25 protein-coding genes are annotated in these 25,000 nt (G+C 69.7%); 15 read left to right on the top strand and 10 right to left on the bottom strand.

Features of this window, described 5'->3' with window-relative positions; translation table 11 throughout:
* Positions 1–27: 27 nt before the first annotated feature.
* Entirely contained in the window at positions 28–468 is a 441-nt protein-coding gene (locus AC07NG_RS19030; RefSeq protein WP_494595672.1) for a hypothetical protein, read from the bottom strand.
* A 309-nt stretch (positions 469–777) separates the two neighbouring features.
* Here AC07NG_RS19030 and AC07NG_RS19025 point away from each other — a divergent pair, with 309 nt between their 5' ends.
* The 9 genes from AC07NG_RS19025 to metH all read left to right on the top strand — a co-directional run bounded on the left by AC07NG_RS19025 (position 778) and on the right by metH (position 10,244).
* Entirely contained in the window at positions 778–1,737 is a 960-nt protein-coding gene (locus AC07NG_RS19025; protein ID WP_492855897.1) for a 2-hydroxyacid dehydrogenase, read from the top strand.
* A 38-nt stretch (positions 1,738–1,775) separates the two neighbouring features.
* Positions 1,776–2,138, top strand: a complete 363-nt coding sequence (locus AC07NG_RS19020) for a VOC family protein (RefSeq protein WP_110120994.1) — start codon at positions 1,776–1,778, stop codon at positions 2,136–2,138.
* Positions 2,139–2,287: 149 nt separating this feature from the next.
* Positions 2,288–3,265: an ArsR/SmtB family transcription factor gene (locus AC07NG_RS19015; RefSeq protein WP_494595670.1), complete on the top strand. Its 978-nt coding sequence runs from the start codon at positions 2,288–2,290 to the stop codon at positions 3,263–3,265.
* A complete protein-coding gene (gene metF, locus AC07NG_RS19010) occupies positions 3,262–4,218 on the top strand; it encodes a methylenetetrahydrofolate reductase [NAD(P)H] (RefSeq protein WP_492855899.1) in 957 nt (318 codons plus the stop codon). The genes AC07NG_RS19015 and metF overlap by 4 nt, the downstream gene beginning before the upstream one ends.
* A complete protein-coding gene (blaCAU, locus tag AC07NG_RS19005) occupies positions 4,215–5,075 on the top strand; it encodes a CAU/MBL1b family subclass B3 metallo-beta-lactamase (RefSeq protein WP_494595669.1) in 861 nt (286 codons plus the stop codon). The genes metF and blaCAU overlap by 4 nt, the downstream gene beginning before the upstream one ends.
* On the top strand, positions 5,072–6,148 hold the full coding sequence (locus AC07NG_RS19000) for a homocysteine S-methyltransferase family protein (protein WP_492855901.1): 1,077 nt from the start codon (positions 5,072–5,074) through the stop codon (positions 6,146–6,148). Before blaCAU ends, AC07NG_RS19000 begins: the two co-directional genes overlap by 4 nt.
* A gap of 15 nt (positions 6,149–6,163) precedes the next feature.
* Positions 6,164–7,168 carry a D-alanine--D-alanine ligase family protein gene (locus tag AC07NG_RS18995; protein WP_494595667.1) on the top strand — a complete coding sequence of 335 codons (1,005 nt, stop codon included), beginning with the start codon at positions 6,164–6,166 and terminating at the stop codon, positions 7,166–7,168.
* A 2-nt stretch (positions 7,169–7,170) separates the two neighbouring features.
* Positions 7,171–7,569 (top strand): DUF4259 domain-containing protein, encoded by a 399-nt coding sequence (locus tag AC07NG_RS18990; RefSeq protein ID WP_110120986.1) that lies wholly within the window; start codon positions 7,171–7,173, stop codon positions 7,567–7,569.
* Complete coding sequence (gene metH, locus AC07NG_RS18985) at positions 7,566–10,244, top strand: methionine synthase (RefSeq protein ID WP_494595665.1); 2,679 nt, start codon at positions 7,566–7,568, stop codon at positions 10,242–10,244. The genes AC07NG_RS18990 and metH overlap by 4 nt, the downstream gene beginning before the upstream one ends.
* A 136-nt stretch (positions 10,245–10,380) precedes the next feature.
* Here the strand turns inward: metH and AC07NG_RS18980 are convergent, their stop codons facing one another.
* The gene (locus tag AC07NG_RS18980; protein WP_494595663.1) at positions 10,381–11,502 is read right to left on the bottom strand and encodes a HupE/UreJ family protein; all 1,122 of its coding nucleotides are present in this window, start codon (positions 11,500–11,502) and stop codon (positions 10,381–10,383) included.
* Between the two features lie 250 nt (positions 11,503–11,752).
* Positions 11,753–12,898: a DUF3500 domain-containing protein gene (locus AC07NG_RS18975; RefSeq protein ID WP_494595661.1), complete on the bottom strand. Its 1,146-nt coding sequence runs from the start codon at positions 12,896–12,898 to the stop codon at positions 11,753–11,755.
* A 204-nt stretch (positions 12,899–13,102) separates the two neighbouring features.
* On the opposite strand from AC07NG_RS18975, the gene AC07NG_RS18970 reads away from it, so the two are divergent.
* The gene (locus tag AC07NG_RS18970) at positions 13,103–14,536 is read left to right on the top strand and encodes a GH1 family beta-glucosidase (protein ID WP_494595659.1); all 1,434 of its coding nucleotides are present in this window, start codon (positions 13,103–13,105) and stop codon (positions 14,534–14,536) included.
* Positions 14,537–14,657: 121 nt separating this feature from the next.
* On the opposite strand, the gene AC07NG_RS18965 is transcribed toward AC07NG_RS18970, so the two are convergent.
* Positions 14,658–15,548 (bottom strand): hypothetical protein, encoded by an 891-nt coding sequence (locus tag AC07NG_RS18965; protein ID WP_494595657.1) that lies wholly within the window; start codon positions 15,546–15,548, stop codon positions 14,658–14,660.
* A 295-nt stretch (positions 15,549–15,843) separates the two neighbouring features.
* Between AC07NG_RS18965 and AC07NG_RS18960 the strand changes: the two genes are divergently transcribed.
* The 5 genes from AC07NG_RS18960 (at position 15,844) to AC07NG_RS18940 (ending at position 19,829) form a co-directional block, all read left to right on the top strand.
* On the top strand, positions 15,844–16,539 hold the full coding sequence (locus AC07NG_RS18960) for a tellurite resistance TerB family protein (protein WP_487288414.1): 696 nt from the start codon (positions 15,844–15,846) through the stop codon (positions 16,537–16,539).
* Positions 16,540–16,663: 124 nt separating this feature from the next.
* Positions 16,664–16,963, top strand: coding sequence for a hypothetical protein (locus tag AC07NG_RS18955; RefSeq protein ID WP_110117930.1), 300 nt, complete (start codon positions 16,664–16,666; stop codon positions 16,961–16,963).
* A 232-nt stretch (positions 16,964–17,195) separates the two neighbouring features.
* On the top strand, positions 17,196–17,486 hold the full coding sequence (locus tag AC07NG_RS18950; RefSeq protein ID WP_487288412.1) for a putative quinol monooxygenase: 291 nt from the start codon (positions 17,196–17,198) through the stop codon (positions 17,484–17,486).
* 73 nt (positions 17,487–17,559) lie between these two features.
* Complete coding sequence (gene hisC / locus AC07NG_RS18945) at positions 17,560–18,618, top strand: histidinol-phosphate transaminase (protein ID WP_494595655.1); 1,059 nt, start codon at positions 17,560–17,562, stop codon at positions 18,616–18,618.
* 119 nt (positions 18,619–18,737) lie between these two features.
* The gene (locus AC07NG_RS18940; protein WP_487288410.1) at positions 18,738–19,829 is read left to right on the top strand and encodes an NADH:flavin oxidoreductase; all 1,092 of its coding nucleotides are present in this window, start codon (positions 18,738–18,740) and stop codon (positions 19,827–19,829) included.
* A gap of 129 nt (positions 19,830–19,958) precedes the next feature.
* Here the strand turns inward: AC07NG_RS18940 and AC07NG_RS18935 are convergent, their stop codons facing one another.
* From AC07NG_RS18935 to AC07NG_RS18910, 6 genes are all read right to left on the bottom strand, one after another.
* Complete coding sequence (locus AC07NG_RS18935) at positions 19,959–20,870, bottom strand: SMP-30/gluconolactonase/LRE family protein (RefSeq protein WP_494595653.1); 912 nt, start codon at positions 20,868–20,870, stop codon at positions 19,959–19,961.
* A gap of 80 nt (positions 20,871–20,950) precedes the next feature.
* Positions 20,951–22,039, bottom strand: coding sequence for an NAD(P)H-dependent flavin oxidoreductase (locus AC07NG_RS18930; protein ID WP_494595651.1), 1,089 nt, complete (start codon positions 22,037–22,039; stop codon positions 20,951–20,953).
* A gap of 8 nt (positions 22,040–22,047) precedes the next feature.
* A complete protein-coding gene (locus AC07NG_RS18925; protein ID WP_487288407.1) occupies positions 22,048–22,425 on the bottom strand; it encodes a hypothetical protein in 378 nt (125 codons plus the stop codon).
* Positions 22,422–22,940, bottom strand: coding sequence for a dihydrofolate reductase (locus AC07NG_RS18920; protein ID WP_492855915.1), 519 nt, complete (start codon positions 22,938–22,940; stop codon positions 22,422–22,424). The genes AC07NG_RS18925 and AC07NG_RS18920 overlap by 4 nt, the downstream gene beginning before the upstream one ends.
* A 44-nt stretch (positions 22,941–22,984) precedes the next feature.
* Positions 22,985–23,824 (bottom strand): thymidylate synthase, encoded by an 840-nt coding sequence (locus tag AC07NG_RS18915; RefSeq protein ID WP_492855916.1) that lies wholly within the window; start codon positions 23,822–23,824, stop codon positions 22,985–22,987.
* Positions 23,825–23,921: 97 nt separating this feature from the next.
* The gene (locus tag AC07NG_RS18910; RefSeq protein WP_494595726.1) at positions 23,922–24,866 is read right to left on the bottom strand and encodes a CsgG/HfaB family protein; all 945 of its coding nucleotides are present in this window, start codon (positions 24,864–24,866) and stop codon (positions 23,922–23,924) included.
* Positions 24,867–25,000 lie beyond the last annotated feature (134 nt).

Raw genomic sequence — 25,000 nt, 5'->3', positions numbered from 1 at the left:
CGCTTTAGTTGCGCCTTGGTCGCCTGTCTACTTCGGCTCTTTCGGCGGCATGTTCGGGTCGGTTCCGGGTAGGTTCGAGCCGGGTTGCGGGGCCATGTCGTCGGGCGGCGTGCTGTTGGTCGGCGGCGTGGTCGGCATCGAGGCCGGGGCGTCGGTCATGGGCGGATTGACCTGAGTGCTGGCCGCGGCGTCACCGGACATCGAGCCGTTCATCGAATTGGCTGGGGACGCCGGCGGCATGGTCGCCGAGGTGTCGGCCTGCATGCCGGTGGCCGCCTCGCCGGCCCACCAGTCCTTGGTCGCGCGCTGCTTGGGCGAGGCCTTGGTATAGGCGTCGAGCTGGCTGTAGGGGATCGGCTGCTTGGGCGCGGCCACGGCGGCGCCGGCCTTGATCTTCGGATTGGCGACGGCCGCGCCGGAGACGATCATGGCGAGCGCTGCGCCCGCCAGCAGGGTTTTCGTCAACATGGGGAGCTCTCCCTAAGGCGCCGTGCTCGGCGCCAAGGAATAAAACCCGTTCGCGCTCAAGGCGTTCACAGCTTGGCATTGCCTGTTGCGGTGCGGGAACCGGTGATCGGCGCGGCGGGTTGTCTGCGGCAGTCCGGCCGGGGCGAGGCGTTCGCGCAAGCCGCCGCCGGACGACTTCAGATATTCGTGCGTCGCGCGCTACGTGCTGGCGCCCGGCCGCCAGAAGAGTAGCTTGTCCTTTGGAGATGATCGTCCCGCGGATCGGCGACGGAGACCTTCCGCCGCGCGCCGGGACCGGAGCCGCCGCCAATGCCGCAAAACCCTGTCGTAAAGCCCCACATCGTTCTTTCGCACGAGATGCTGCTGCCGATGCAGCCGCTGCTGGAGGGCGCCTACGAGGTGCACCGCCTGTGGGACTATCCTGATCGCCTGGACTTTCTTGAAGGGCCGGGCGGGAAGGTGCAGGCCATCGTCCACGCCGGCGAGATGGTGCTGCCGCGCGACCTGCTGTCGGAAATGCCGCGCCTGGGCCTGATCGCCTGCGTCAGCGCCGGCTATGACGGCGTCGACGTGCCCTGGTGCCGGGCCCACGGGCTGGCGGTGACCCACTCGGTCGGCCTCAACGCCGGCGACGTGGCCGATCATGCGCTGGGCCTGCTGCTGGGCGCCTGGCGCGGGATCGCCGAGGGCGACCGGCGGGTGCGCAGCGGCCGCTGGAGCTCGATGGACCGCATGGGCGCGCGCCACGGCCTGCGCGGCCGCAAGGCCGGGATCGTCGGCCTGGGTCATATCGGCGAGGCCGTCGCCCGCCGCCTGGCCGCCTTCGACGTCAAGGTCGCCTGGTGGGGTCCGCGCCCCAAGGAGACCGAGTGGCCGCGCGCCGACAACCTGCTGGCCCTGGCCCGCGACAGCGACATCCTGGTGGTCTGCGCCCGGCCCGACGTGTCCAACCGCCACCTGATCAACGCCGGGGTTATCGACGCCCTGGGTCCGCAGGGCTTGCTGGTCAACGTCTCGCGCGGGTCGCTGGTCGACGAGGACGCCCTGGTCGAGGCTCTGAAGGCCGGCCGCCTGGGCATGGCCGCCCTCGACGTCTTCGAGCAGGAGCCGACCTCGCCGGCCCGCTGGGCCGACGTGCCCCACACGGTGCTGACCCCGCACATGGCCGGCGCGACGCTCGACAGCATTCCGGCCATGGTCAACCTGACCCTGGAGAACCTGCGCCGCTACTTCCTCGGCGAGCCCCTGGCGAGCCCGGTGGCGGCGTGATGTAGTCCCCTCTGCTCTTTGCGGGTGGAGGGGAAGTCATGGCCAAGGTGCTCGGTCTGGGCGGCGTGTTCTTCAAGGCGAGCGATCCCAAGGCGCTGGCCGACTGGTACGCGCGGGTGCTCGGCTTCAAGATCGAGGACTGGGGCGGTGCGGTGTTCGAGCCTTCGAAGAAGCCGTTCACCGGCAATTGGTCGCCGTTCCCTGCCGACACCCGCTATTTCGAGCCATCGGCCGCGCCGTTCATGGTCAACTTCGTCGTCGACGACCTGGAGGGCGTGCTGGCCAAGGCCGCCGCGGCGGGCGTCGAACCGACCGGCCGCCAGGACGAGGGCTACGGCAAGTTCGCCTGGCTGGTCGATCCTGAAGGCTTGAAGATCGAGCTGTGGCAGCCGGCCGAATAGGCGCGGGGCGGGCAGGGGAAGATTTATCCCCTGCGCCGTGCGTTTGGAGCGCTCGCGGGGCTTTTTGATCTCCGCGCGGCGGGCTAAGGACGGTCTCTCAGCTTAGAAATCGCTTGCCAAATCGGACATAAAGATATCTTTATGTCCCTATGGCGCTATCGAGCGAACAGGTTGTCGACGTTTTGCGCGCGGCGGGCGAAAGCACCCGTCTGCGCATCCTCGCGCTGCTGGCGGCGGACGAGCTTTCGGTGCTCGAACTGTGCCGGATCCTCGACCAGAGCCAGCCGCGCGTCTCCCGCCATCTGAAGCTTCTGGCCGAGGCCGGGCTGGTCGAACGTTTTCCCGACGGCGCCTGGGTCTTCTACCGCCTGGCGGGGACTTCGGGCGGCGGGGCGGTGGTCGCTTCGGCCCTGGGGCTGATCGACCGCGACGACGCCGTCATCCAGGCCGACGCCAGCCAGCTGGCCGCGGTGCGGGCCGAACGCTCGGCCGGCGCCCAGGCCTATTTCGCCCGCAACGCCGCGCGCTGGAACGAGATCCGCTCGCTCTATGTCGACGAGCAGGAGGTCGAGGCGGCCATCCTGCGAGCGATCGGCGAAGGGCCGTTCGACGAGATGGTCGACCTGGGCGCGGGCGCTGGCCGCATGCTCACCCTGCTGGGCAAGCGGGTGGTCAACGCCCTGGGCCTGGACCTGTCGCAGCAGATGCTGAACATCGCCCGCGACGAGGTGGCCAAGGCCGGGCTGACGGCATGCGAACTGCGCCACGGCGACATCTTCGACACGGGCCTGCCGGGCGGTTGCGCCGACCTCGTCACCGTCCACCAGGTGCTGCACTATCTGGGCGATCCCGCCGCCGCCGTGGGCGAGGCCGCGCGCCTGGTCGCGCCCGGCGGCCTGCTGCTGATCGCCGACTTCGCCCCGCACGACCACGAGTTCCTGCGCGAGGCCCACCAGCATCGCCGTCTCGGCTTCGCCGACGACGAGATCCAGCCCTGGATCGTCGCCGGCGGCCTGGTCCCGGAAGCCAATATCGCCCTGCCGCCGACCACGGCCGAAGGGCTCACCGTGAAGATCTGGACCGCCCGCCGCCCGGCGCAAGCGCTCGCCGAAAGGACCGCCGCATGACCCTGCCGCCCACCCGCCGGGTCATCGGTCCCGTCGCCCGCGCCGGCGAGCGTCCCGTCGGCGCCGTGCGTCCGCGCGTCTCGTTCGAGTTCTTCCCGCCCAAGACCGAAAAGATGGAAGCCAGCCTGTGGGAGGCGATCACCCGCCTGGCCCCGCTGGATCCGGCCTTCGTGTCGGTGACCTACGGCGCTGGCGGTTCGACCCGCGAGCGCACCCACCGCACCGTCAAGCGCATCCTCGACGAGACCAGCCTGAAGCCGGCCGCCCACCTGACCTGCGTCGGCGCCAGCCGCGCCGAGGTCGACGAGGTGATCCACGACTACTGGGACATCGGCGTGCGCCACATCGTGTCGCTGCGCGGCGATCCGCCTCCCGGCGAGGGCGGCATCGGCGGCGTCTACGTGCCCCGCGAGGACGGCTACAAGAACGCCACCGAGCTGACGGCGGCCCTGCGCGGCATCGCGCCGTTCGAGGTGCTGGTCGGGGTCTATCCCGAGAAGCACCCCGAGAGCCCCTCGCTCGACCACGACATCGAGGTGCTGAAGGCCAAGGTCGACGCCGGCGCGACCCTGGGTATCAGCCAGTTCTTCTTCGACATCGACGCCTTCCTGCGCTTCGTCGACAAGGCCCGCGCGGCCGGGATCACGATCCCGATCGTGCCGGGGATCATGCCGGTGACCAACTTCAACGGCCTGAAGAAGATGTCGGTGGCCTGCCAGACCTCGGTGCCGTCGTGGCTGGCCAACCTGTTCGACGGGCTGGACGAGGATCCCGAGACCCGCCGCCTGATCGCCTGTTCGGTGGCCGCCGAGATGTGCGCCAAGCTGCAGGAGCAGGGCTTCAACGACTTCCACTTCTACACCCTGAACCGGGCCGATCTGGTCTACGCCATCTGCCGCGTGCTGGGCGTGCGCGAGACCGCGCCGGCCCCGGCGGCGGAGGCCGCGGCATGAAGCGGATCCTGACCTTCGCCCTGGCCCTGGGACTGGCCGGCCTTTCCCCGGCCGGCGCGCAGGACAACGCTTCCTGGACCAAGCCGAACCGGCCCTATCGGGTGGTGGGCAACATCTATTACGTCGGCTCCGAGGGGCTGTCGGCCTGGCTGATCACCTCGCCGGAAGGCCATGTGGTGCTGGACGGCGGCCCGTCGGCCGAGGGCGGCAAGCTGATCGAGCGCAACATCCAGTCGCTGGGCTTCAAGCTCACCGACGTGAAGGTGCTGATCAACACCCACGCCCACTTCGACCATGCCGGCGGCCTCGCCCAACTCAAGGCTGACACCGGCGCCAAGGTCTGGGCCTCGCGCGCCGACAAGCCGGCCCTGGAGAAGGGCCAGCACTTTGGCGACAACGCCAATGGCGCAACGCCTTTTCCGGCCGTGAAGGTCGACAAGGCGTTCGGCGACGAGACCAAGCTGAAGATGGGCGGCACGACCCTGGTCGCCCACCTGACGCCCGGCCACACCGTCGGCTGCACCACCTGGACCACCCAGGTGGTCGAGAAGGACCGGCCGCTGAACGTGACCTTCCCGTGCTCGCTGTCGGTGGCCGGCAACGTGCTGGTCGGCAACAAGACCCACAAGACCATCGTCGCCGACTATCGGGCCAGCTTCGCGACCATGCGGGCGCTGCCGACCGACGTCATGCTGCCCAGCCACGAGGAGCAGGGCGGCCTGCTGGCCAAGCGCCAGAAGCAGCTGCGCGGCGACGCGGACGCCTTCATCGATCCGACCGAGCTGGGCCGGTTCGTCAACGCCTCCGAGACGGCGTTCAACAAGGAACTCGCGCGCCAGCAAGGAGCCGCGAAATGACCGACCTGACCATCCGTGCGAACCGCGTCGCGGCCCTGAAGGCCGCCGCCAAGGAGCGCATCCTCATTCTCGACGGCTCCTGGGGCGTGATGTTCCAGAAGAAGAAGTTGAGCGAGGCCGACTATCGCGCCGAGCGCTTCGCCGACTTCGACGGTCAGATGAAGGGCAACAACGACATCCTGTGCCTGACCCGGCCGGATCTCGTGGCCGAGCTTCACGACGCCTATTTCGCGGCCGGCGCCGACATCTCCGAGACCAACACCTTCTCGGGCACCACCATCGCCCAGGCCGACTATCGCCTCGGCGAACAGGACGTCTGGGATATCAACCTGGAAGGCGCGAAGATCGGCCGCCAGGTCGCCGACCGCTGGAACGCCGAAAATCCCGACCGTCCGAAGTTCATCGCCGGCTCGATCGGTCCGCTGAACGTCATGTTGTCGATGTCGTCGGACGTGAACGATCCGGGCGCGCGCAAGGTGACCTTCGACCAGGTCTACCAGGCCTATCGCCAGCAGGTGGACGCCCTCTACCAGGGCGGGGTCGACCTGTTCCTGATCGAGACCATCACCGACACCCTGAACTGCAAGGCCGCCATCAAGGCGATCCTCGACTGGCGCGACGAGGGCCACGAGGAGCTGCCGATCTGGATCAGCGGCACCATCACCGACCGCTCGGGCCGCACCCTGTCGGGCCAGACCGCCGAGGCGTTCTGGAACTCGATCAAGCACGCCAAGCCGTTCGCCGTCGGCTTCAACTGCGCCCTGGGGGCTGATCTGATGCGCCCGCACATCGCCGAGATGGCCCGCATCGCCGACACCTTGGTCGCGGCCTATCCCAACGCCGGCCTGCCCAACGCCATGGGCGAGTACGACGAGGAGCCGCACGAGACCGGCCACGCCCTGCACGAATGGGCCAAGGACGGTCTGGTCAACATCCTGGGCGGCTGCTGCGGCACCACCCCCGACCACATCCGCCACGTGGCCGACGAGGTGCGCGGCGTCGCGCCCCGCGCCATCCCCGAGCGCCCCAAGGCCATGCGCCTGTCGGGCCTCGAACCCTTCGAACTGGCCTGATCGAGTACGAGTCTGATGCGCACCACCATCCTCTTCGGCGGCCCCAGCCGCGAGCGTCTCGTGGCCGTGGCCAGCGCCCAGAGCCTGACCCGGCAGCTGCCGGACGCCGACCTGTGGTTCTGGGCGCCGGACGGCCAGGTCTATTCGGCCAGCCAGGCCGTGCTGCTGGGCCATGACCGTCCGTTCGAGCTGGACCTGCCGACCGAAGGCGCGCCGATCGGCGACATCGAGACGGCCCTGGACGCCGCCGCCCGCGAGGACCGCGCCCTGCTGCTCAGCCTGCACGGCGGCTTCGCCGAGGATGGCGGCCTGCAGAAGCTGTGCGAGGCGCGCGGCGTGGCCTTCACCGGCTCGGGCTCGCACGCCAGCTGGCTGGCGTTCAGCAAGACGCGGGCGAAGGACGTGGTCGCGCAGGCCGGCGTCTCGGTCCCGCAGAACATCGCTTCGGAGGACGCGCAGGCGGCGCTGGCCAAGTACGGCCGCCTGATCGCCAAGCCGTCCGAGGACGGCTCCAGCTACGGCCTGATCTTCGTCGATACGCCGGCGGACCTGGACGCGGCCCTGAAGGCTGCGACCGAGCAGGCCTATGTCATCGAACCCTTCGTGCAGGGTCTGGAATCGACCTGCGGCGTGCTGGAGCTGGCCAGCGGCGAACTGATCGCCCTGCCGCCGGTGGAGATCCGTCCGTCGGCCGGCAAGTTCGACTACAAGTCCAAGTACCTGGCCAAGGACACCGAGGAAATCTGCCCGGCCACCTTCGCGCCGGAGATCAACGCCGCTCTGCAGGACCAGGCGCTGAAGGCTCACAAGGCGCTGGGCTGTCGCGGCTATTCGCGTTCGGACTTCATCGTCTCCGAGCACGGCCTCGTCTATCTGGAGACCAACACCCTGCCGGGCCTGACCGCCTCGTCGCTTTATCCCAAGGCGCTGAAGGCGCAGGGGATCGAGGTCGCCGACTTCCTCCGGGGCCAGCTGGCCCTGGCCGAGGCGCGCGCCAAGCAAGCCGCGACGGCGGCCTGATCATGGCCTGGGACAACGGACCCTTCGAAAACGACGAAGCCGCCGACTTCATCGCCGACCTGGCCGAAGCGCCCGACTGGCGCGCGGTGGTGCTGATCCTCGACCACGTGACCAAGGCCGCCGGCTATCTGGAAGCGCCCGAGGCCGAGATGGCCGTGGCCGCCGCCGCGGTGGTCGCCGCCGCCTTGAGCGAAGCCGCGCTGCTGCCGGCCGACCATCAGGGCCTGAAGGCGGAACTGGGCGCGCCGCCGGAAGGCGCGGCTCGCCTGGCCAAGGCCGCCCTGGCCCGCGTGGTCGGCCCGGCCTCCGAACTCGACGAACTCTGGCAGGAGGGCGACGGTCACGACGGCTGGCTGACCCACATCGCCGGCCTGCAAGCTATTCTGAGCGCATCCCAATGAGACCTGTCTTCGTCAACATCGGCGAGCGCACCAACGTCACCGGCTCGGCCAAGTTCAAGAAGCTGATCGTCGAGGGCAACTTCAGCGAAGCCCTGTCGGTAGCCCGCCAGCAGGTGGAAGCCGGCGCCCAGGTCATCGACGTCAACATGGACGAAGGCCTGCTCGACAGCGAGCAGGCGATGGTCACCTTCCTGAACCTGATGGCCGCCGAGCCCGACATCGCCCGCGTGCCGGTGATGATCGACAGCTCCAAGTGGGAGGTGATCGAGGCCGGCCTGAAGTGCGTGCAGGGCAAGGCGATCGTCAATTCGATCTCGATGAAGGAAGGCGAGGCCAAGTTCATCGAGCAGGCCAAGCTGTGCCTGCGCTACGGCGCGGCCGTGGTGGTCATGGCCTTCGACGAGGTCGGCCAGGCCGACACCGCCGCCCGCAAGATCGAGATCTGCGAGAAGGCCTACCGTATCCTGGTCGACAAGGTGGGTTTCCCGCCCGAGGACATCATCTTCGACCCCAACATCTTCGCCGTGGCGACGGGGATCGAGGAGCACGACAACTACGCCGTCGACTTCATCGAGGGCACGCGCGAGATCAAGAACCGCTGCCCCTGGGCCCGGATCTCGGGCGGGGTGTCGAACGTGTCGTTCAGCTTCCGCGGCAACGAGCCGGTGCGCCGGGCGATCCACTCGGTGTTCCTGTACCACGCCATCAACGCCGGCATGGACATGGGCATCGTCAACGCCGGCGACCTGCCGGTCTATGACGACATCGACCCGGTGCTGCGCGAGGCCGTCGAGGACGTGATCCTCAACCGCCCGCAGCGCGATCCGGTGCAGAGCAACACCGAGCGCCTGGTCGACATGGCCCCGCGCTACAAGGGCGAGAAGGGCGCGGCCCAGCAGGTCAATCTGGCCTGGCGCGAGGGCACGGTGGGCGAGCGCATCACCCACGCCCTGGTCAATGGCGTCACCGAGTTCATCGAGGCCGACACCGAAGAGGCGCGCCTGGCCGCCGAGCGTCCGCTGCACGTCATCGAAGGCCCGCTGATGGACGGCATGAACGTCGTCGGCGACCTGTTCGGCGCGGGCAAGATGTTCTTGCCGCAGGTGGTCAAGTCGGCCCGCGTGATGAAGCAGGCCGTGGCCTGGCTGATGCCGTTCATGGAGGCCGAGAAGGAAGGTCAGGTCCGCAAGGCGGCCGGCAAGGTGCTGATGGCCACCGTCAAGGGCGACGTCCACGACATCGGCAAGAACATCGTCGGCGTCGTGCTGCAGTGTAACAACTACGAGGTCATCGACCTGGGCGTGATGGTCCCGGCCGACCGCATCCTCGACGAAGCCAAGAAGCACCAGGTCGACATGATCGGCCTGTCGGGCCTGATCACCCCGTCGCTGGACGAGATGGTGTTCGTGGCCGCCGAGATGGAGCGCCAGGGCTTCAACATCCCGCTGCTGATCGGCGGGGCCACCACCAGCCGCACCCACACGGCGGTGAAGATCGAGCCGGCCTATCGGCGCGGCCCGACCACCTATGTCGTCGACGCCAGCCGGGCGGTCGGCGTGGTCTCGGGCCTGCTGTCGGAAAGCGAGCGCGACCGGATCATCGGCGAGACCCGCGCCGAATACGTCAAGGTGCGCGAGCAGTACGCCCGCGGCCAGACGGTCAAGGCCCGCACCGCCATCGGCGAGGCCCGCAAGCGCAAGTACGCCATCGACTGGAAGGGCTACACGCCGCCCAAGCCGCTGTTCACCGGTACGCGGGTGTTCGAGCCGAGCCTGGCTGAGCTGGAGCCGTTCATCGACTGGTCGCCGTTCTTCGCAAGCTGGGAGCTGATCGGCCGCTATCCGCAGATCCTGGACGACGACGTGGTCGGCGAGGCCGCCCGCGACCTCTATCGCGACGCCCGCGTCATGCTCGACAAGGTCATCGCCGAGAAGTGGTTCGGGGCCAAGGGCGTGATCGGCTTCTGGCCGGCCCAGGCGGTCGAGGACGACGTGGTGCTGTACAGCGACGAGACCCGCACGGTCGAGATCGCCCGCCTGCACACCCTGCGCCAGCAGATCGACAAGGGACCGGGCGAGGGCAAGGCCAACCTGGCCCTGTCGGACTTCGTCGCGCCCGTGGGCGGCCCGGCCGACTATGTCGGCGGCTTCGCGGTGACCGCCGGTCACGGCGAGGACGAGATCGTCAAGAAATTCAAGGACGCCGGCGACGACTATTCGGCGATCATGGCCTCGGCCTTGGCCGACCGCCTGGCCGAGGCCTTCGCCGAGTGGCTGCACCACAAGGCTCGCGTCGAGCTGTGGGGCTATGCGCCGGAAGAGGGCTTCGACGCCGATCGCCTGATCGCCGAAAAGTACCAGGGCATCCGTCCGGCCCCCGGCTATCCGGCTCAGCCCGACCACACCGAGAAGGGCACGCTGTTCCGCCTGCTCGACGCCGAGGCCGCCACCGGCATGGCCCTGACCGAGAGCTTCGCCATGAGCCCCGGCGCGGCCGTCTCGGGCCTCTATTTCAGCCACCCGCAGAGCCACTATTTCGGGGTCGGCAAGATCGACTTCGACCAGGTCGAGGACTACGCCCGCCGCAAGGGCTGGGACCTGGCCACGACCGAGCGCTGGCTGTCGCCGATCCTGAACTACGACCCGCTGGCCCGGGCGCGAGGGGCGGCGGCGTAACCCACTTTCCCTCCCCCTTGATGGGGGAGGGGCAGGGGTGGGGGTGGCTGCGGCGGTTGATGCTTGGCGTCGTCGCCGGCTCAGCAGGTCACCCCCATCCCCGACCCTTCCCCCATCGAGGGGGAAGGGAGCAGGCCTACGCCAACCGCGCGTACAGCCACACCATCGACGCCACGAGCGCGCCGGCCCCCAGCGCCCAGCGGGTCCACACGCCCGCCGCCCGCCGCCGCAGCACGAACACCACCGGCGCCACGGCCGCGACGATCAGCAGCTGCACCAGCTCGATCCCGAGGTTGAAGCCCAGCGTCGCGGCCACCAGCTGGCCGGTCGAGAGCTGCAGCGCGCTCAGCGTCTCGGCGAAGGCCAGGCCGTGGACGAGGCCGAAGCCGCCGGCGATCCAGGCCTCGCGCCGGGGGAAGATCGGCCGCAGGGCGTGCAGGGCCGAGATCCCGACCGACAGGGCGATCAGCGCCTCGACGATCTTGCCGCCCGGCGGCAGCCAGCCCAGGGCCGCGCCCAGCAGCGAGATCGAGTGGCCGACCGTGAAGGCGCTGACGCGGGCGAAGGTGGCCCACAGCGCCTTCCGGGCGTCGCCGACCGGCCGCCAGCGGCCGTTCTCGGCGACCAGCGGCGCGGTCAGGATCAGGGTGACCAGGAACAGCAGGTGGTCGGCGCCCTCCAGGATGTGGCGCGCGCCCATGACGACCATGCTGGTCCAGGCCGGCCAGGGCGAGCCCTGGACGCGGTCGATGCGGATCTGCCGGGTCTCGGCCCGCAAGGTTCCCAGCAGGCGCGGCTTGTGCGGCAGCACGTTGCGCGCCCAGTCCTGCTCCAGGGTCAGCACCGCCGAGTGGGTGGCGATCTCACGGACGATGACCTCGTAGTCCAGCACCAGGGAGTCCGGCGCCGGGCCGGGCGGCGGGGTCAGATCGACCTCGACCGTCCACTCGTCGGTGGGGAAGGGGACCTCGTCGACGCTGAGGACCTGCACGCCCCAGGCCGCGCCATTTGGCGAGCGCGGCTGGATGCGGTCCTGGACGTAGGCCGCCACGCCCGCCGCCGTCAGGGTGGGGCGACCGTCGCCGAGCGGCTTGGGGACCAGCCCGGCCTGGAGGAAGGCGACCTCCAGCCGGTCGGCCGGCAGCCGCAGATGCAGCCGCCAGGCGTGGTCGAGCACGCGGATCTGGACGAAGGACTTGGCCATCGGGTGGGCGATGGCCAGGCCCGTGGTCAGGAGGGCTATCGTGAGAACAGCCATCCATGCCGCGAGGCGTGGGAAAGAGCGCACTTCCTTCCTCCCGTCATTCCCGCCCCCCGGGACCAGCCGAAGGCTGGCCCGAGGGCAGGCCAAGTGGCGGGAAACCCTGGTTCCGCTCGCAGGTGAAGCGCCAGCGGACCGCCGGCGGTCCGCCCCATCGGCCCTTGCGGCTGACAGAGGGGTTCCCGCCACAAGGGCGGGAATGACGGGAGTGGGGGGAGAGGCGGCGTTAGTCATTGGACGGGCTGCCTCAGAACGTGAAGTTGCCGCCATAGTCCGCCGTCTTGTCGCGCCAGATGCTGTGATAGTGATTGGCGCTGAACACGACGCCGCTCTGGACGCTGAGTTCGATCCAGACGCGCGGGCCGTCGATGCGGACGTAGGAGCCCTTGGTCGACAGGTCCGAGTAGGACGCCCACGAGATGTAGGTCGAGGCCAGGGCCGTGTCGGTCGTGTAGGCGTCGGCCTGGCCCGTGCCGTTGGCGTCGGCGGCGTAGGCGTTGATCGCCGCCTTCACCAGCGCCTGCTGGGTGGAGCTCAGGCTCGAGACCGCCAGGCCCGACTGGGTCGAGGGGAAGTCGCCGTCCTCCTGCGGGCCGACCAGCACGTCGTCATAGGCCTGGGACAGCTTGGCCGAGGCCAGCTGGGTGGACGACAGGCCGCTGAGCATCGCCGCCAGGGTGTCGTGCCGGGTCTGCATCGGCGTGTAGGCCGTGCCGCCGTAGGTGAACGACAGCGGCTCCACCCCCACGAAGTTGGGGGTCATGCTGACATAGTCGCCCGTGACGCTGGCCATGAAGGTGTAGTGGTGGCCGGAGAACTCCAGGATCCACGGGCTGGAGGTCGAGGGCGTGCCCAGGAAGGCGACGTAGTAGAGGTTCTGGCCATAACCGCTGGCGGCGGTGGCCAGGTACCCGTCGGCGGCGCGCAGGCCGGTCATGGTCGACTGGCCCTGGGTGGTCAGGGCCGCGGCGATCAGGGCCTCGGCGGCGGTCTTCTGGTCGGTGCTTAGCGCGCTGAGCGCCAGGCCCAGGCGGCTGACCGAACCGACCGGCAGGTTCGACCAGTGGTCTGTGGCGTTGGACGAGGTCAGGCTGTAGCTGACCGAACTGAGCTGGCTGCTGCTGAGCGTGGCCCGGAACACGTTGGCCAGGCAGACCAGCTGCGCGCCTTGGGTGCTCTCCGAGCAGGACGTCGAGGCCGTGCTGCTGGAGCTGGAGCTGGAGCTGGAGCTGCTCGAGCTGCTGCTGGATGAGCTGCTCGACGATGAGCTGCTGCTGGAGCTGCTGGAACTGGAGCCGCCGCCGCCTCCGCAGGCGGCCAGGCCCGCGGTCAGGGCCATGGCGACGACCGCCGCGACCAGGGCTGAGTTTTTTCGGGCGCCTTCGAGGGCCATGGGTTCTTCCCAAAATGCGATGTTCTGGGACCCAGGGGTGAACGCCGTTCTTTCCCGACCTATGTCCGGCCTGACAAAATGTACGGCGGTTGAAGTGACAAAATCGCGGGCTGGCCAAGTATCCGGTTATAGCTGCATTGTTCCCCCAACGGAGGTTGTGAGCCTCCGATCCAAAGCTGGGGGTGGAGCGTGGATCAGGCGGGCATGAGCCGTCGGGCGCTGGGCGCGTTGGCGGTCGGCGGAGCGGCGGCGGGGTTGTCAGGGTGCGGGACGCAGCGGCCCGGCGACGTGCAGCCGAAGTCGCGCGATTTTCCCAGGGACTTCGTCTGGGGCACGGCCACCGCGGCCTTCCAGACCGAGGGCTCGCCCGACGCCGACGGGCGCGGCCCCAGCGTCTGGGACGTGTTTCAGGACCTGCCGGGCAAGATCGTCGACGGCTCGAACGCCAAGGTGGCCACCGACAGCTATCGCCGCTGGGCCGACGACGTGAACCTGGTGGCCGGGGCGGGGCTGGGCGGCTACCGGTTCTCGATCTCGTGGTCGCGGCTGCTGCCCACCGGGGCCGGAGCCGTCTCCCAGGCGGGGATCGACCACTACGCCCGGCTGATCGACGGCCTGCTGGAAAAGGGCGTCACGCCCTACGCCACGTTGTTTCACTGGGACCTGCCGCAGGCCCTGCAGGATCGCGGCGGCTGGGCGGCGCGCGACACGGCCCAGGCCTTCGCCGACTACGCCGCCCTGGTCGGCGAGCGGCTGGGCGACCGGCTCAAGCGGATCATCGTGCTCAACGAACCGGCCGTGCACGCGGTGTTCGGCCACGTCACCGGCGAGCACGCGCCGGGCCTCAAGGACGTCGCCCTGCTGGGGCCGGTGACCCATCACATGAACCTGGGCCAGGGACTGGCGATCCAGGCCCTGCGGGCGGCCAAGAGCGACTTTTCCATCGGCACCACCCTGGCCTTGCAGCCGTGCCGGCCAGCGGGCGGCGGGCTGGCGTTCTGGAACCGGCTGGCGTCGGACGGGCTCGACGCGCTGTGGAACCGGGCGTGGCTGGATCCCCTGCTGAAGGGCGAATATCCCGACGCCATGGACGAGTTCCTGGGCGACCGGGTGCGCTCGGAGGACCTTTCGACCATCCGCCAGAAGGTCGACTTCATGGGGGTGAACTACTACGCGCCGGCCTATATGCGCCTGGCGCCGATGTCGCCCGGCAAGATCGCGCCGGCCGCGCCGCCCAAGGGCGTGGAGCTGGACGCCTTCGGCCGCCATGTCGATCCGTCGGGCCTGGCCGAGGTGCTGGCGCGGCTGCGCACCGAGTACGGCAACCCGCCGGTGTTCGTCACCGAGAACGGCTGCTCGGATCCGTTCGGCGACGGGCCGGGCATCCAGGCCGACACCTTCCGCATCGCCTTCCTGCGCCGGCACCTGCAGGCGGTGAAGGCGGCCATGGAGGCCGGCTCGCCGGTGAAGGGTTTCTTCGCCTGGTGCCTGATCGACAACTGGGAATGGGCGCTGGGCTACCGCTCGAAGTTCGGCCTGGTGACCCACGACCGAGCGAGCGGGGTGCGCACGCCCAAGGCGTCGTACGCGTGGTACGCGGCCCTGGCGCGGAGCGGGGTGTTGCCGACGGCGCCGTGAGGACCGCCTGGCGGCGGCCCCCTCAGTCGCTCCGCGACAGCTCCCCCAGAGGGGGAGCATCTCCAGATCCTCCCCCTCTGGGGGAGGTGGCCCGGAAGGCCGGAGGGGGCTGGCGCCGCCCTCAGTCCGGCTTGCAGATCAGCACGTCCTTGCCGCCGCGCTTGGCGGGCAGGAGGCTGCCGGCGCAGGCCTGCGGGTTGGCGGGGTCGATGATGATCTCGCGGCCGGCCGGGATCTTGGCCGGGGTCGCGCCGATGGGGGCCAGGGGCTTCTTGACCGCCGGGGCGGCCACGGGCTTGGCGGCGACCGGCTTGGCTGCCGCCGGTTTCTGGACGGCCGGCTTCTGGACCGCGGGCTTGGGCGCTGGCGCGGGGGCCGAGACCTCGACCTTGGCGGCGGGCGCTTCGGCCGGCGCGGCGGGTTCCTCGACGGGCGGCGGCGGAGCCGGTTCGGGCGTTTCGGCCTGCGGCTCGGGCTGGGCCGGCACGGCGCTCTTCACGTTGTAGTTCAGGGCCTGGCCGAACAGGTTGGACTTCTTCTCCAGGGCCTTGGCGCGGGTCTCGCAGTCGCCGGGCGGCGACCAGCTCATCCACACCTGGGCCAGGCGCGCCTTGTCGATGGTTTCCGAGCCGCCCCAGATCGAGCGGCCCTTCTTCATGGCCGCCGCGCCGTATTCCGAGATCGGACGCGGGCTGGCCTTTTCGGCGGCGGTGATGGCCGAGGCGTAGATCCTGAGGTCCGAGCGCGCCTGGGTGCGCATCGCCGGATATTCCTTCAGCGCCGCGGCCGCGCCGTCGGGGCCGGGGAAGGCCTTCTCGATCCGCGTCACCTCGGGCATGACCCGGTCGTACAGGTCGATGTAGCCGCCGAGCGCGCCATAGCACCAGGCGATATAGCCGTACTCGTCGCTGGGCGGCGTCGCGGCGGGCTGGGTGCGCGGCGGCGGAGCGGCGGTGGTCACGGGCGCGTCCTGCGCCATCAGGGCGAGGGCGAAGAGAAGAGCGGTCGCCATACGGCCGGGAATCCTTTCGGTAGCGTCAGCGGACTGACTAGATCATTTCGGGCCGCAATGGGACCGCAGCATGGCGCCGGCGGGACCAACCCGCGCTCCAAGCTCGACCATAACGACGCAAGCGCCGGATGGCTCCGAAGTTCGCGGCGATTCTGAACAAGTTTACATGTGCGGCGCAGCAATCGCCGGGTGGGTGCGCCGCGAGGCGTGTGCTATGAGGCGCTTCCGGAGCGTCATCCTGGAGACGTTCGGATCCGTATCTCCCAGGACCGGCCGGCTTTTAAGACCCCTCCGCATGACCTTCTGGCGCAACATCGCAAGCATCGCGGCCCGCCGTCTGGACCTGGCGGAGTGCGCCGAGTGTCCGCCCGGACCGCCGGGACAGGATCCGGCCTTCTCGACCGCGGTCACGGCGCTGGGCGCCAAGCTGGCCAAGGCCGACGGCAGCGCCGACGGCCATGAGTTCGCGGCCTTCTCGCAGGTCTTCCACCCGGATCCGGCCTCCGAGCAGAACATCCATCGCCTGTACGACCTGGCCCGCCAGACCACCCACGGCTTCGAGAGCTACGCCAAGCGGCTGGCCAAGCGCTATCGCTCGTGCCCGCAGCTGTTGGAAGACGTGCTCGACGGTCTGTTCCACATCGCCAAGGCCGACGGGGCTGTGACCCAGGACGAGCTCGACTACCTGGAGCGGGTGGCCGAGCTGTTCGGCCTGTCGCCGCTGGCTTTCCGCCGTCTCAGCGCCACCCACCTGGGGGCGGGGGCGGATGATCCCTATGTGATCCTCGACGTGGCGGCCGACGCCGACGACGCCGCCGTGCGCAGCGCCTGGAAGCTGGCGCTGTCGGACGCCCACCCCGACCGGGCCCGGGCCCGCGGCCTGCCGGCCGAGTTCATCGAGGTGGCCGAGGCCAAGGCGGCCGCGATCAACGCCGCCTTCACCACCGTGATGCGCGAGCGCAGGGAACTCGGACTGGCCGCCGCGGGTTGAGCGGAAAAGTCTTTGTGATTGAACCCAATGGGTGTTCAGTTGACGTTCAGACCTCCGAAGCCAACCTAAGGGGCGAGGACGGAGATTCTGGGCGCTCCGGCGCCGATCGAGGACGACGATGACCATGACCCTGGGCGCGAACATCGGCGCGACGCAGTCTTCGGCTTGGCGCGGCCTGGCTGGAGTGATCGGCGGCGTGGCCACGGCGATCGCCGTTTCGGTGGCCGCCATCGTCGCCGTCGTGTTCGCCGCGACCCTGGTGGTGGTGGGCTTCATGGCCACCGCTCTGCTGGGCCTGGCCGCCTTCGCCCTGCGCGGCCGCCGCCACGCCCACGCCAAGGCCAACGCCGATCCCAACCTGATCGAGGCCCGCAACGTCGGCGGCCACTCGTGGGTCGCCTACGGCTGGAACGAGCGGCGGTAGCTTTTTTCCTTCTCCCCTTGCGGGAGAAGGTGTCGGCGCAGCCGACGGATGAGGGGTTTCTCAGACATCAAACGCCGCGACGGCTGAACCGCCGTCGCGGCGTTTCTGTACGTGCGACCCCTCACCCGACCTCCCTCCGGGAGGCCACCCTCTCCCGCAAGGGGAGAGGGACGCTTGTGTTCACGCTCGCGCTCGTCCAACCTGCCTTTCAAACAAACGTTGGGAGGCGAGCATGATCGGCGTGGTGGCGACCCTGAAGGTCCAGCCGGACAAGACGTCCGAATTCGAAGCGGTGTTCCTGGGCCTGGCCGCCAAGGTGAAGGCCAGCGAGCCGGGCGCGATCGTCTATCAGCTGACCAAGTCCAAGACCGAGGCCGGCGTCTACAAGGTGCTGGAGCTTTATGCCTCCGAAGACGCTCTCAAGCATCACGGCGGCACCGACTATTTCAAGGCCGCCGGCGCGGCCATGGGGCCGTTCATGGCCGGCCGTCCGGAGATCGAATATCTCGACGCGGTGGAGTAGGGGCCAACCCCGCGCTTGACGGGCGGCCCAGGCTTCGCGCATCCCGGCGGCGAAAGTCGTTGGGAGCAAGATCTTGAGCCGTTTCTGGAGCCCGCTGGTCCACAAGCTGTCGCCCTATGTGCCGGGCGAGCAGCCGAAGATCGCCGACCTGGTCAAGCTGAACACCAACGAGAGCCCCTATGGGCCTTCGCCCAAGGCCGTCGAGGCGATCGCGGCGGCGGCGGGCGAGGCCCTGCGGCTCTATCCCGATCCGACCTCCAGCGCGCTGCGCGAGGCCCTGGCCGCCTATCACGGCGTGGCCGTGGAGCAGGTGTTCGTCGGCAACGGCTCTGACGAGGTGCTGGCCCACGCCTTCCGCGCCCTGCTGGGGCACGATGCGCCGCTGCTGTTCCCCGACATCACCTACAGCTTCTATCCGACCTATTGTCGGCTGTTCGACGTGGCCTATGAGACCGTGCCGCTGGCCGATGACCTGTCGGTGCGGATTGAGGACTATCGCCGCCCGTCCGGCGCGATCATCGTCGCCAACCCCAACGCCCCCACGGGCGTCGCCCTGACCCGGGCCGAGATCGCCCGCCTGCTGGCCGAGCATCCCGACAAGCCGGTGGTGATCGACGAGGCCTATGTCGATTTCGGCGGCGAGAGCGCCATCCCGCTGGTCGCCGACCATCCCAACCTGCTGGTCGTGCAGACCATGTCGAAGTCGCGGGCCCTGGCCGGCCTGCGGGTCGGCTACGCCATCGGCGACGCGGCCCTGATCGAGGGGCTGACGCGGGTGAAGGACAGCTTCAACTCCTATCCTCTGGGCCGTCCCGCCCAGGCCGGCGCGCTCGCCTCGATCGAGGACGAGGCTTTCTTCCAGGAAAGCTGCGCCCGCGTGATCGCCGGCCGCCGTCGCCTGGTCGAGGGGCTGGAGGCGCGCGGTTTCTCCGCCCCGGCCTCGTCGGCCAACTTCGTCTTCGCCCGCCACGCCTCGCGGTCCGGCGCCGAGCTGGCGGCCGAACTGCGCAAGCGCGGCGTCATCGTCCGTCGCTTCGACGCCCCGCGCATCGGGGACCACCTGCGGATCACGGTGGGGACGGACGGCCAGATCGACCGCCTGCTGGCGGCGCTGGACGAAATCCTGGGATAGGGGTTTTCTTTCCGAACGGGCCACACCAGATACAACGACCGTTGCAGTATTTCTGCATGGCGGTCGCTCCGAACAAATGTTTGGATCGCATCGGTTCATACTCCTGCTGGAGCGCCCGCATGGCCCTCGACGCCCTCTTCAAGCCCTTCGAGTTCAAGTCGCTGAAGCTGCCCAACCGGGTAGTGATGGCGCCGATGACCCGGTCGTTCTCGCCCGGCGGCGTGGCCACCGACGACGTGGCGGCCTACTACGCTCGCCGCGCGGCCGCCCAGGTCGGCCTGATCGTCACCGAGGGCACGGGCGTGGCCCGCGCCGCCTCGCTGAACGACGCCAACATCCCGCGCTTCCATGGCGAGAAGGAACTGGCGGCCTGGAAGAAGGTGGTCGACGACGTCCACGCCGTCGGCGGCCTGATCGCGCCGCAGCTGTGGCATGTGGGTTCGGCCAAGGGCAAGGACGTGCTGGGCAAGATCGACAGCCCCTCGGGCGTGTCCAAGGCCGGCGGCTCGCCGTTCACCGAGCCGATGACCGACGCCGAGATCGCCGACACCATCGCCGCCTTCGCCACGGCCGCCGCCGACGCCAAGCGCCTGGGCTTCGACGCCATCGAGCTGCACGGCGCCCACGGCTACCTGATCGATCAGTTCTTCTGGAACGGCACCAACCTGCGCGACGACGGCTTCGGCGGTCCGACCATCGCCGAGCGCAGCGCCTTCGCGGCCGAGATCCTGAAGGCCGTCCGCGCCGCCGTCGGCCCGGACTATCCGGTGATCATCCGCCTGTCGCAGTGGAAGCAGCAGGACTACGCGGTGAAGAACGCCGAGACGCCGCAGCTGCTGGAGGCCTGGCTGCAGCCCCTGGCCGACGCCGGCGCCGATATCTTCCACTGCTCGCAACGCAGGTTCTGGGAGCCGGAGTTCGAGGGCAGCGACCTGAACTTCGCCGGCTGGACCAAGAAGCTGACCGGCGCCCCGACCATCACCGTCGGCTCGGTGGGCCTGTCGGGCGAGTTCATCGCGGCCTTCGGCGGCGAGGGCAGTCAGCCGGCCTCGATCGACGGCCTGCTCGAGCGCCTGGATCGCGGCGAGTTCGATCTCGTCGGCGTCGGCCGGGCGCTGCTGCAGGATCCCGAGTGGGTGGTGAAGATCCGCGACGGGCGCGAGGACGAGCTGCAGAGCTTCTCGCGCGAAGCGCTGGGGGTTCTGTACTAAGCTGCAGCCGCCTGCGGCGGCCCCCTCCGGCCCTCCGGGCCACCTCCCCCAGAGGGGGAGGATCTGTGCGCCGAGATGCTCCCCCTCTGGGGGAGCTGTCGCGGAGCGACTGAGGGGGCCGCGAAGCGGTCAGGCGTTATAGTTCAGCCTCAGCCCCGGCCGCTCCCACCGCCCGCGCCAGAGCTTCCCGGTCCCCGACCCGGTGATCCACACGTCCCGCAGATCCGCCCCGCCGAAGCAGAGGTTGGTGACGATCACGTCCGGAACCGCCACGTGCTCGGTCGTCCCGTCCGGCGAGAAGGCCGTGATCCCGCCGTTGATGATCGTCGCGACGCACACCCGCCCATCGGCCTCGACCGCCAGGCTGTCGAGCAGCTGGTAGCCCGGCAGGTTGCAGACCACGCGGCCGGGCTGGAGCGGGGCGGGCGGGGCGAGCTCGCCGGGGGCGACGACGTCGAAGGCCCATAGGCGGCCCAGCATGGTGTCGGCCACATAGACCACGTCCTGCGCCGGCGACAGGCCAACGCCGTTGGGCGAGATCAGGTGGTCGCGGGCGCGCACGATGTGGCTGCCGTCGATCCGGGCGTAGTACAGCGCGCCGTACTTGCGGCCCTCGGGCGTCGAGCAGCCGTGGTCGGTGAACCAGAACCCGCCCTGCTTGTCGAAAACGAGATCGTTGGGGCCGACCAGCCGCTTGCCGTCGCAGGCCTCGTAGAGGGTGGTCACCGCGCTGGTGGCAAGGTCCACCCGCTGGATCGAGCCGCCCTGGTGGCTGGCGGGCGTGGGGCCGGGGATGTTCAGCCCGCCCATGTCGAAGAACTCGAAACTGCCGCCGTTGTTGGTGACATAGACCGCGCCGTCCGGACCGATCGCCGCGCCGTTGGGGCCGCCGGGCAGGTCGGCGACGGTGGTGCGGGTTCCGTCCGGCGCGATGCGGGTCAGGGTCTGGCGCTGGATCTCGACCAGCAGCACCGAGCCGTCGGCCATGGCGATCGGGCCTTCGGGGAATTGCAGGCCTTCGGCGACGAGGGTCAGGTCCATGTCGTCTCGCTCCCTGGATGCGCGTCTCTGCTGGACGCTGCAGGGGAGTAAACGGTCGTTTGAACCGGGCCGCAACCCACTCAGGCGTCAGCGAGCAGCCGGGTCAGCTCCTCGGCGTTGAGGCCGCGCGGGGCCAGGCGCGCCGACTGGCCGGCCCAGAGGTTGGTGAAGTCGGGATCGGTCCCGTCCCGGCGCAGCGGCGTCAGCGCGCCGCCGGCCAGGGGGAAGGGCGGCACGACCTCGCCGCCGATCGGCCCGGCCTCAAGCATCAGCCGGTTGGCGACGCCCCGGGCCGGGCGGCCGGTGAAGAGATCGGTGATCATGGTGTTGTCGTCGCGGGCCTCGTCCAGGGCGGCGCGGTGGGCCGGCGGGATCCTGGCCTCGGGCGTGAAGAGGTAGGCCGTGCCGACCTGCACGCCTGACGCGCCCAGGGCCCGGGCGGCCGCGACGCCGCGCGCCTCGGCGATGCCGCCGGCCGCGATCACCGGTACGGAGACGGCCGAGACCACCTGCGGCAGCAGGGAAAAGAGGCCGGGCTGGGCGGCGCTGTCCAGGCGGTTGTCGATCGTCTTGTCGATCCCTTGGCCGAAGCCCGGCAGGAAGACGGCGCGATGGCCGCCGGCCTCGGCCCCCATGGCGATCACCACGTCGGCGCCGTTGACCTCCAGCCAGACGGCCTCGGCGACCGTGGTGGCCGAGGACAGCACCTTGGCTCCCGTCGCCTTCACCCGGTCGAGCAGCGCGGGCTCGGGCAGGCCGAAATGGAAGCTGACCACCTCGGGCCGCAGATCCTCGACCAGGGCGCAGAAGGCCTCGTCGAAGGGCGCGCGGCCGCCGGCGGGCGGCGGCTGGGCCGGATCCAGGCCCGCCTCGACATAGTAGGGCGCAAGGCGCGCGCGCCAGGCCATCATCCTCGCCGGATCCGGCGCCGGCGGCGTGTGGGCGAAGAAGTTGAGGTTCAGCGGCGCGTCGACGGCGGCGCGGAACTGGGCGATCGCTTCGCGGGCCTGGTCGGGCGTGTACTGCGCGCAGGGCAGGGAGCCCAGGCCGCCGCCGCGCGCCGCGCCGATCGCCATGGCCGGCGTGCTGGCTCCGGCCATCGGCGCCTGGAGCACCGGCGCCGCCACGCCCAGAAGGTCGATCAGCCGCCGGTCGGTCCAGGAGGTCATGGGCGCTCTCAGTTCAGGTCGAACAGGTCGTAGGCGATCAGCTTCAGCCGCGCGTCGAAGAAGGCCCGGCCGTAGCTGGAGCGCTTGAGGGCGGCCTGATCGACGCCGTGCTCGACGTCCGAACCGCTGGCGCCGGGCGCGGCGCAGGGCACGTAGAGGCGCAGGGTGCGGCCGACGGCCAGCTTCACCCCCGGCTCGGCCCGATAGACCTTGGCGACGACGTAGCAGCGGCCGCGCACGCCGCGCGGCACGCCCACGTGCTGGACCTGGACCACGGCGATCTCGGCGGCCTTGTCGCGCGCGGCCTGGCGGGCGTCCGCGGGCAAGGGCGGCGCGGGCGTCGCCGCCTGGGCCAGCAGGACCGCCGCGATCAGCGGGCCGCTCACTTGCGTTCCAGCACGCGGAAGACGAACGGGAAGTCGTCGCCCTCGCCGGCCGGGCGCTCCTCGCGCCGCACCTCGGTCCAGGCGTTCTCGTCGAAGGCGGGGAAGTGGACGTCGCCCTCGACCTCGGCTTGCACTTCGGTGACGTAGATCCGCTTGGCGCGGGGCAGGGCCAGCTCGAACAGGGCCGCGCCGCCGATCACGCAGACCTCCTCGACGCCGTCCTCGGCGGCCTGCTCCTTGCCGATCTGGACGGCTTCCATCCAGGTGTCGCAGACCACGGCGCCCTCGGCCTCGAACTTGTGGTCGCGGGTCAGCACGATGTTCAGGCGGCCAGGCAGGGGCTTGCGGGGCAGGCTGTCCCAGGTTTTGCGGCCCATGATCACCGGCTTGCCCAGGGTGGCGGCCTTGAACATCTGAAGATCCGACTTCAGCCGCCAGGGCAGGTCGTTGTCCCGGCCGATGACGCCGTTGAGCGAGCGGGCCACGGGGCCGACGGTAAGGATGGGGGCGGTCATGGGCGACTCTTAGCCGCCCGCAGCCCGATCCGGAAGGTCGGGTTTCAGACCGAGACCGCGGCCTTGATGTGCGGGTGAGCCTCGTAGCCCTCCAGCTGGAAGTCCTCGTACGCGAAGGCGAAGAGATCGGTCTTGTCGGCGATCTTCATCGTCGGGAACGGCTTGGGCTCGCGGGTCAGCTGTTCGCGGGCCTGGTCCAGGTGATTCAGATAGAGGTGGGCGTCGCCGAAGGTGTGCACGAACTCGCCCGGCTGCAGGCCGACGACCTTGGCCACCATCAGGGTCAGCAGGGCGTAGCTGGCGATGTTGAACGGCACCCCTAAGAACACGTCGGCGCTGCGCTGGTAGAGCTGGCAGCTGAGCTTTCCGTCAGCCACGAAGAACTGGAACAGGCAGTGGCAGGGCGGCAGGGCCATGTCCTCGACGTCGGCCGGGTTCCAGGCCGAGACGATGTGGCGGCGGCTGTTGGGATTGGTCTTCAGACCCTCGACCAGGTTGACGATCTGGTCGATCGAACCGCCGTCCGGGGTGGCCCACGAGCGCCACTGCTTGCCATAGACCGGGCCGAGCTCGCCATTCTCGTCGGCCCACTCGTCCCAGATGCGCACGCCGTTGTCCTTGAGCCAGGCGATGTTGGTCTCGCCCCTCAGGAACCACAAAAGCTCGATGATGATCGAGCGCAGGTGCAGCTTCTTGGTGGTCAGGACCGGGAAGCCCTTCGACAGGTCGAAGCGGATCTGGCGGCCGAAGACGCCCAGCGTGCCGGTGCCGGTGCGGTCGCCGCGTTGCACGCCGTTCTCGAGGATGTCGGCGAGCAGGGCCAGGTACTGGCGCTCGGGGTGATCGGCGGCGGCTTTCGGGGCGTCGAGGACGGCGGTGGTCATGGGGCGCACAATCGCGACGAATCGAGCTCGTGGCCAATCACAAAAACGCCCCGCGCGGCGAGCCGGCGGGGCGTTCTAGCTCAGGTGGCGAAGACGCCTATTTCGACGGTTCGAGGCCGGTGTTCAGCACCCAGCCGACATTGTCGTTCTCGTCGGCCACTTCCCACCACAGGTCCTGCTTCTTGCCGGTCGGGTAGACGATGGCGCCGGCGGGCAGGGCGCGGATCAGCTTGCCGGCGGCCACCGGGGTGGCGCGCATGTTGACGACGCGGGTGGCCACGAAGGTCTTGGCCGGGGCGTTCTGGGCCGCCGCCGGGCTGTCGCCGACCAGGCCAAGCTCGCCGACCATCTTCGAATAGGAGTTGATGAAGGCCAGGGTGATGATGCGGCCGATCTCGGTGTCCTCGTAGCCGCCGCCGACCGCGCCGCCGAAGCCGATGCCGCCGCCCGCGCCCCAGCCGATGTCGTTCTTCACGGCGTAGCCTTCCTGCACGGCCACGGTCTCGGTGGTGCGGACGTTGGTCAGCGACAGGACGGTGTTGGCTTCCAGCTTCTTGGTCTTGATGCCGCCGACCAGGGCGCCGGCCCGGCCGCCGATCAGGCCGCCGATGGCGCCGGCCACCGCGCCGCCGCCGGCGTTACTGTCGCTGGCCTGGACCTCGGCCACCAGCACGTAGTCGGCGGCCTTGATCTGGCCCTGGCCGACGTTGGAGCCGCGCTGCAAACCGAGATTGCCGCCGATGTTGCGCTCGATCTGGGCGGCGTTCAGGCCCGCGCCGCGATCGACGAGGTTGAAGCAGCCCGACTTCTGGACGATGGCCCGCAGCAGCTTCTGCGGCGAGGCGAGGTTGTACTGGGTCCAGCCGCGCGGATCGTCGCCGTCGATGATCGACAGGGTGCCCAGCTTACGCGAGCAGCGCGGCACCTCGGTCACCGCCTGGGTCTGCATCTGCTGGGCCTTGCTGGCCTTGGCCTGGGCGAAGGCCTCGGCCGGAACGACGGCGCAGACGATCGCGCCCGCCGCCAGCAGGCATTTCTTCATCGACATCAACTTGGCCTCCAGAGCCCTCGAAAACTGCGTGCGAACACTACAGTACCGATTGCACGCAAGCCAAGCTCGCCCGGAGGCTGATCCCCAAAAGTGGGGAGCAATTACAATCTTCGGGCTCTCTGGAT

This window comes from Caulobacter sp. GW821-FHT10C03, assembly GCF_059415485.1.
This window is presented reverse-complemented; position numbering and strand designations above follow the sequence as displayed.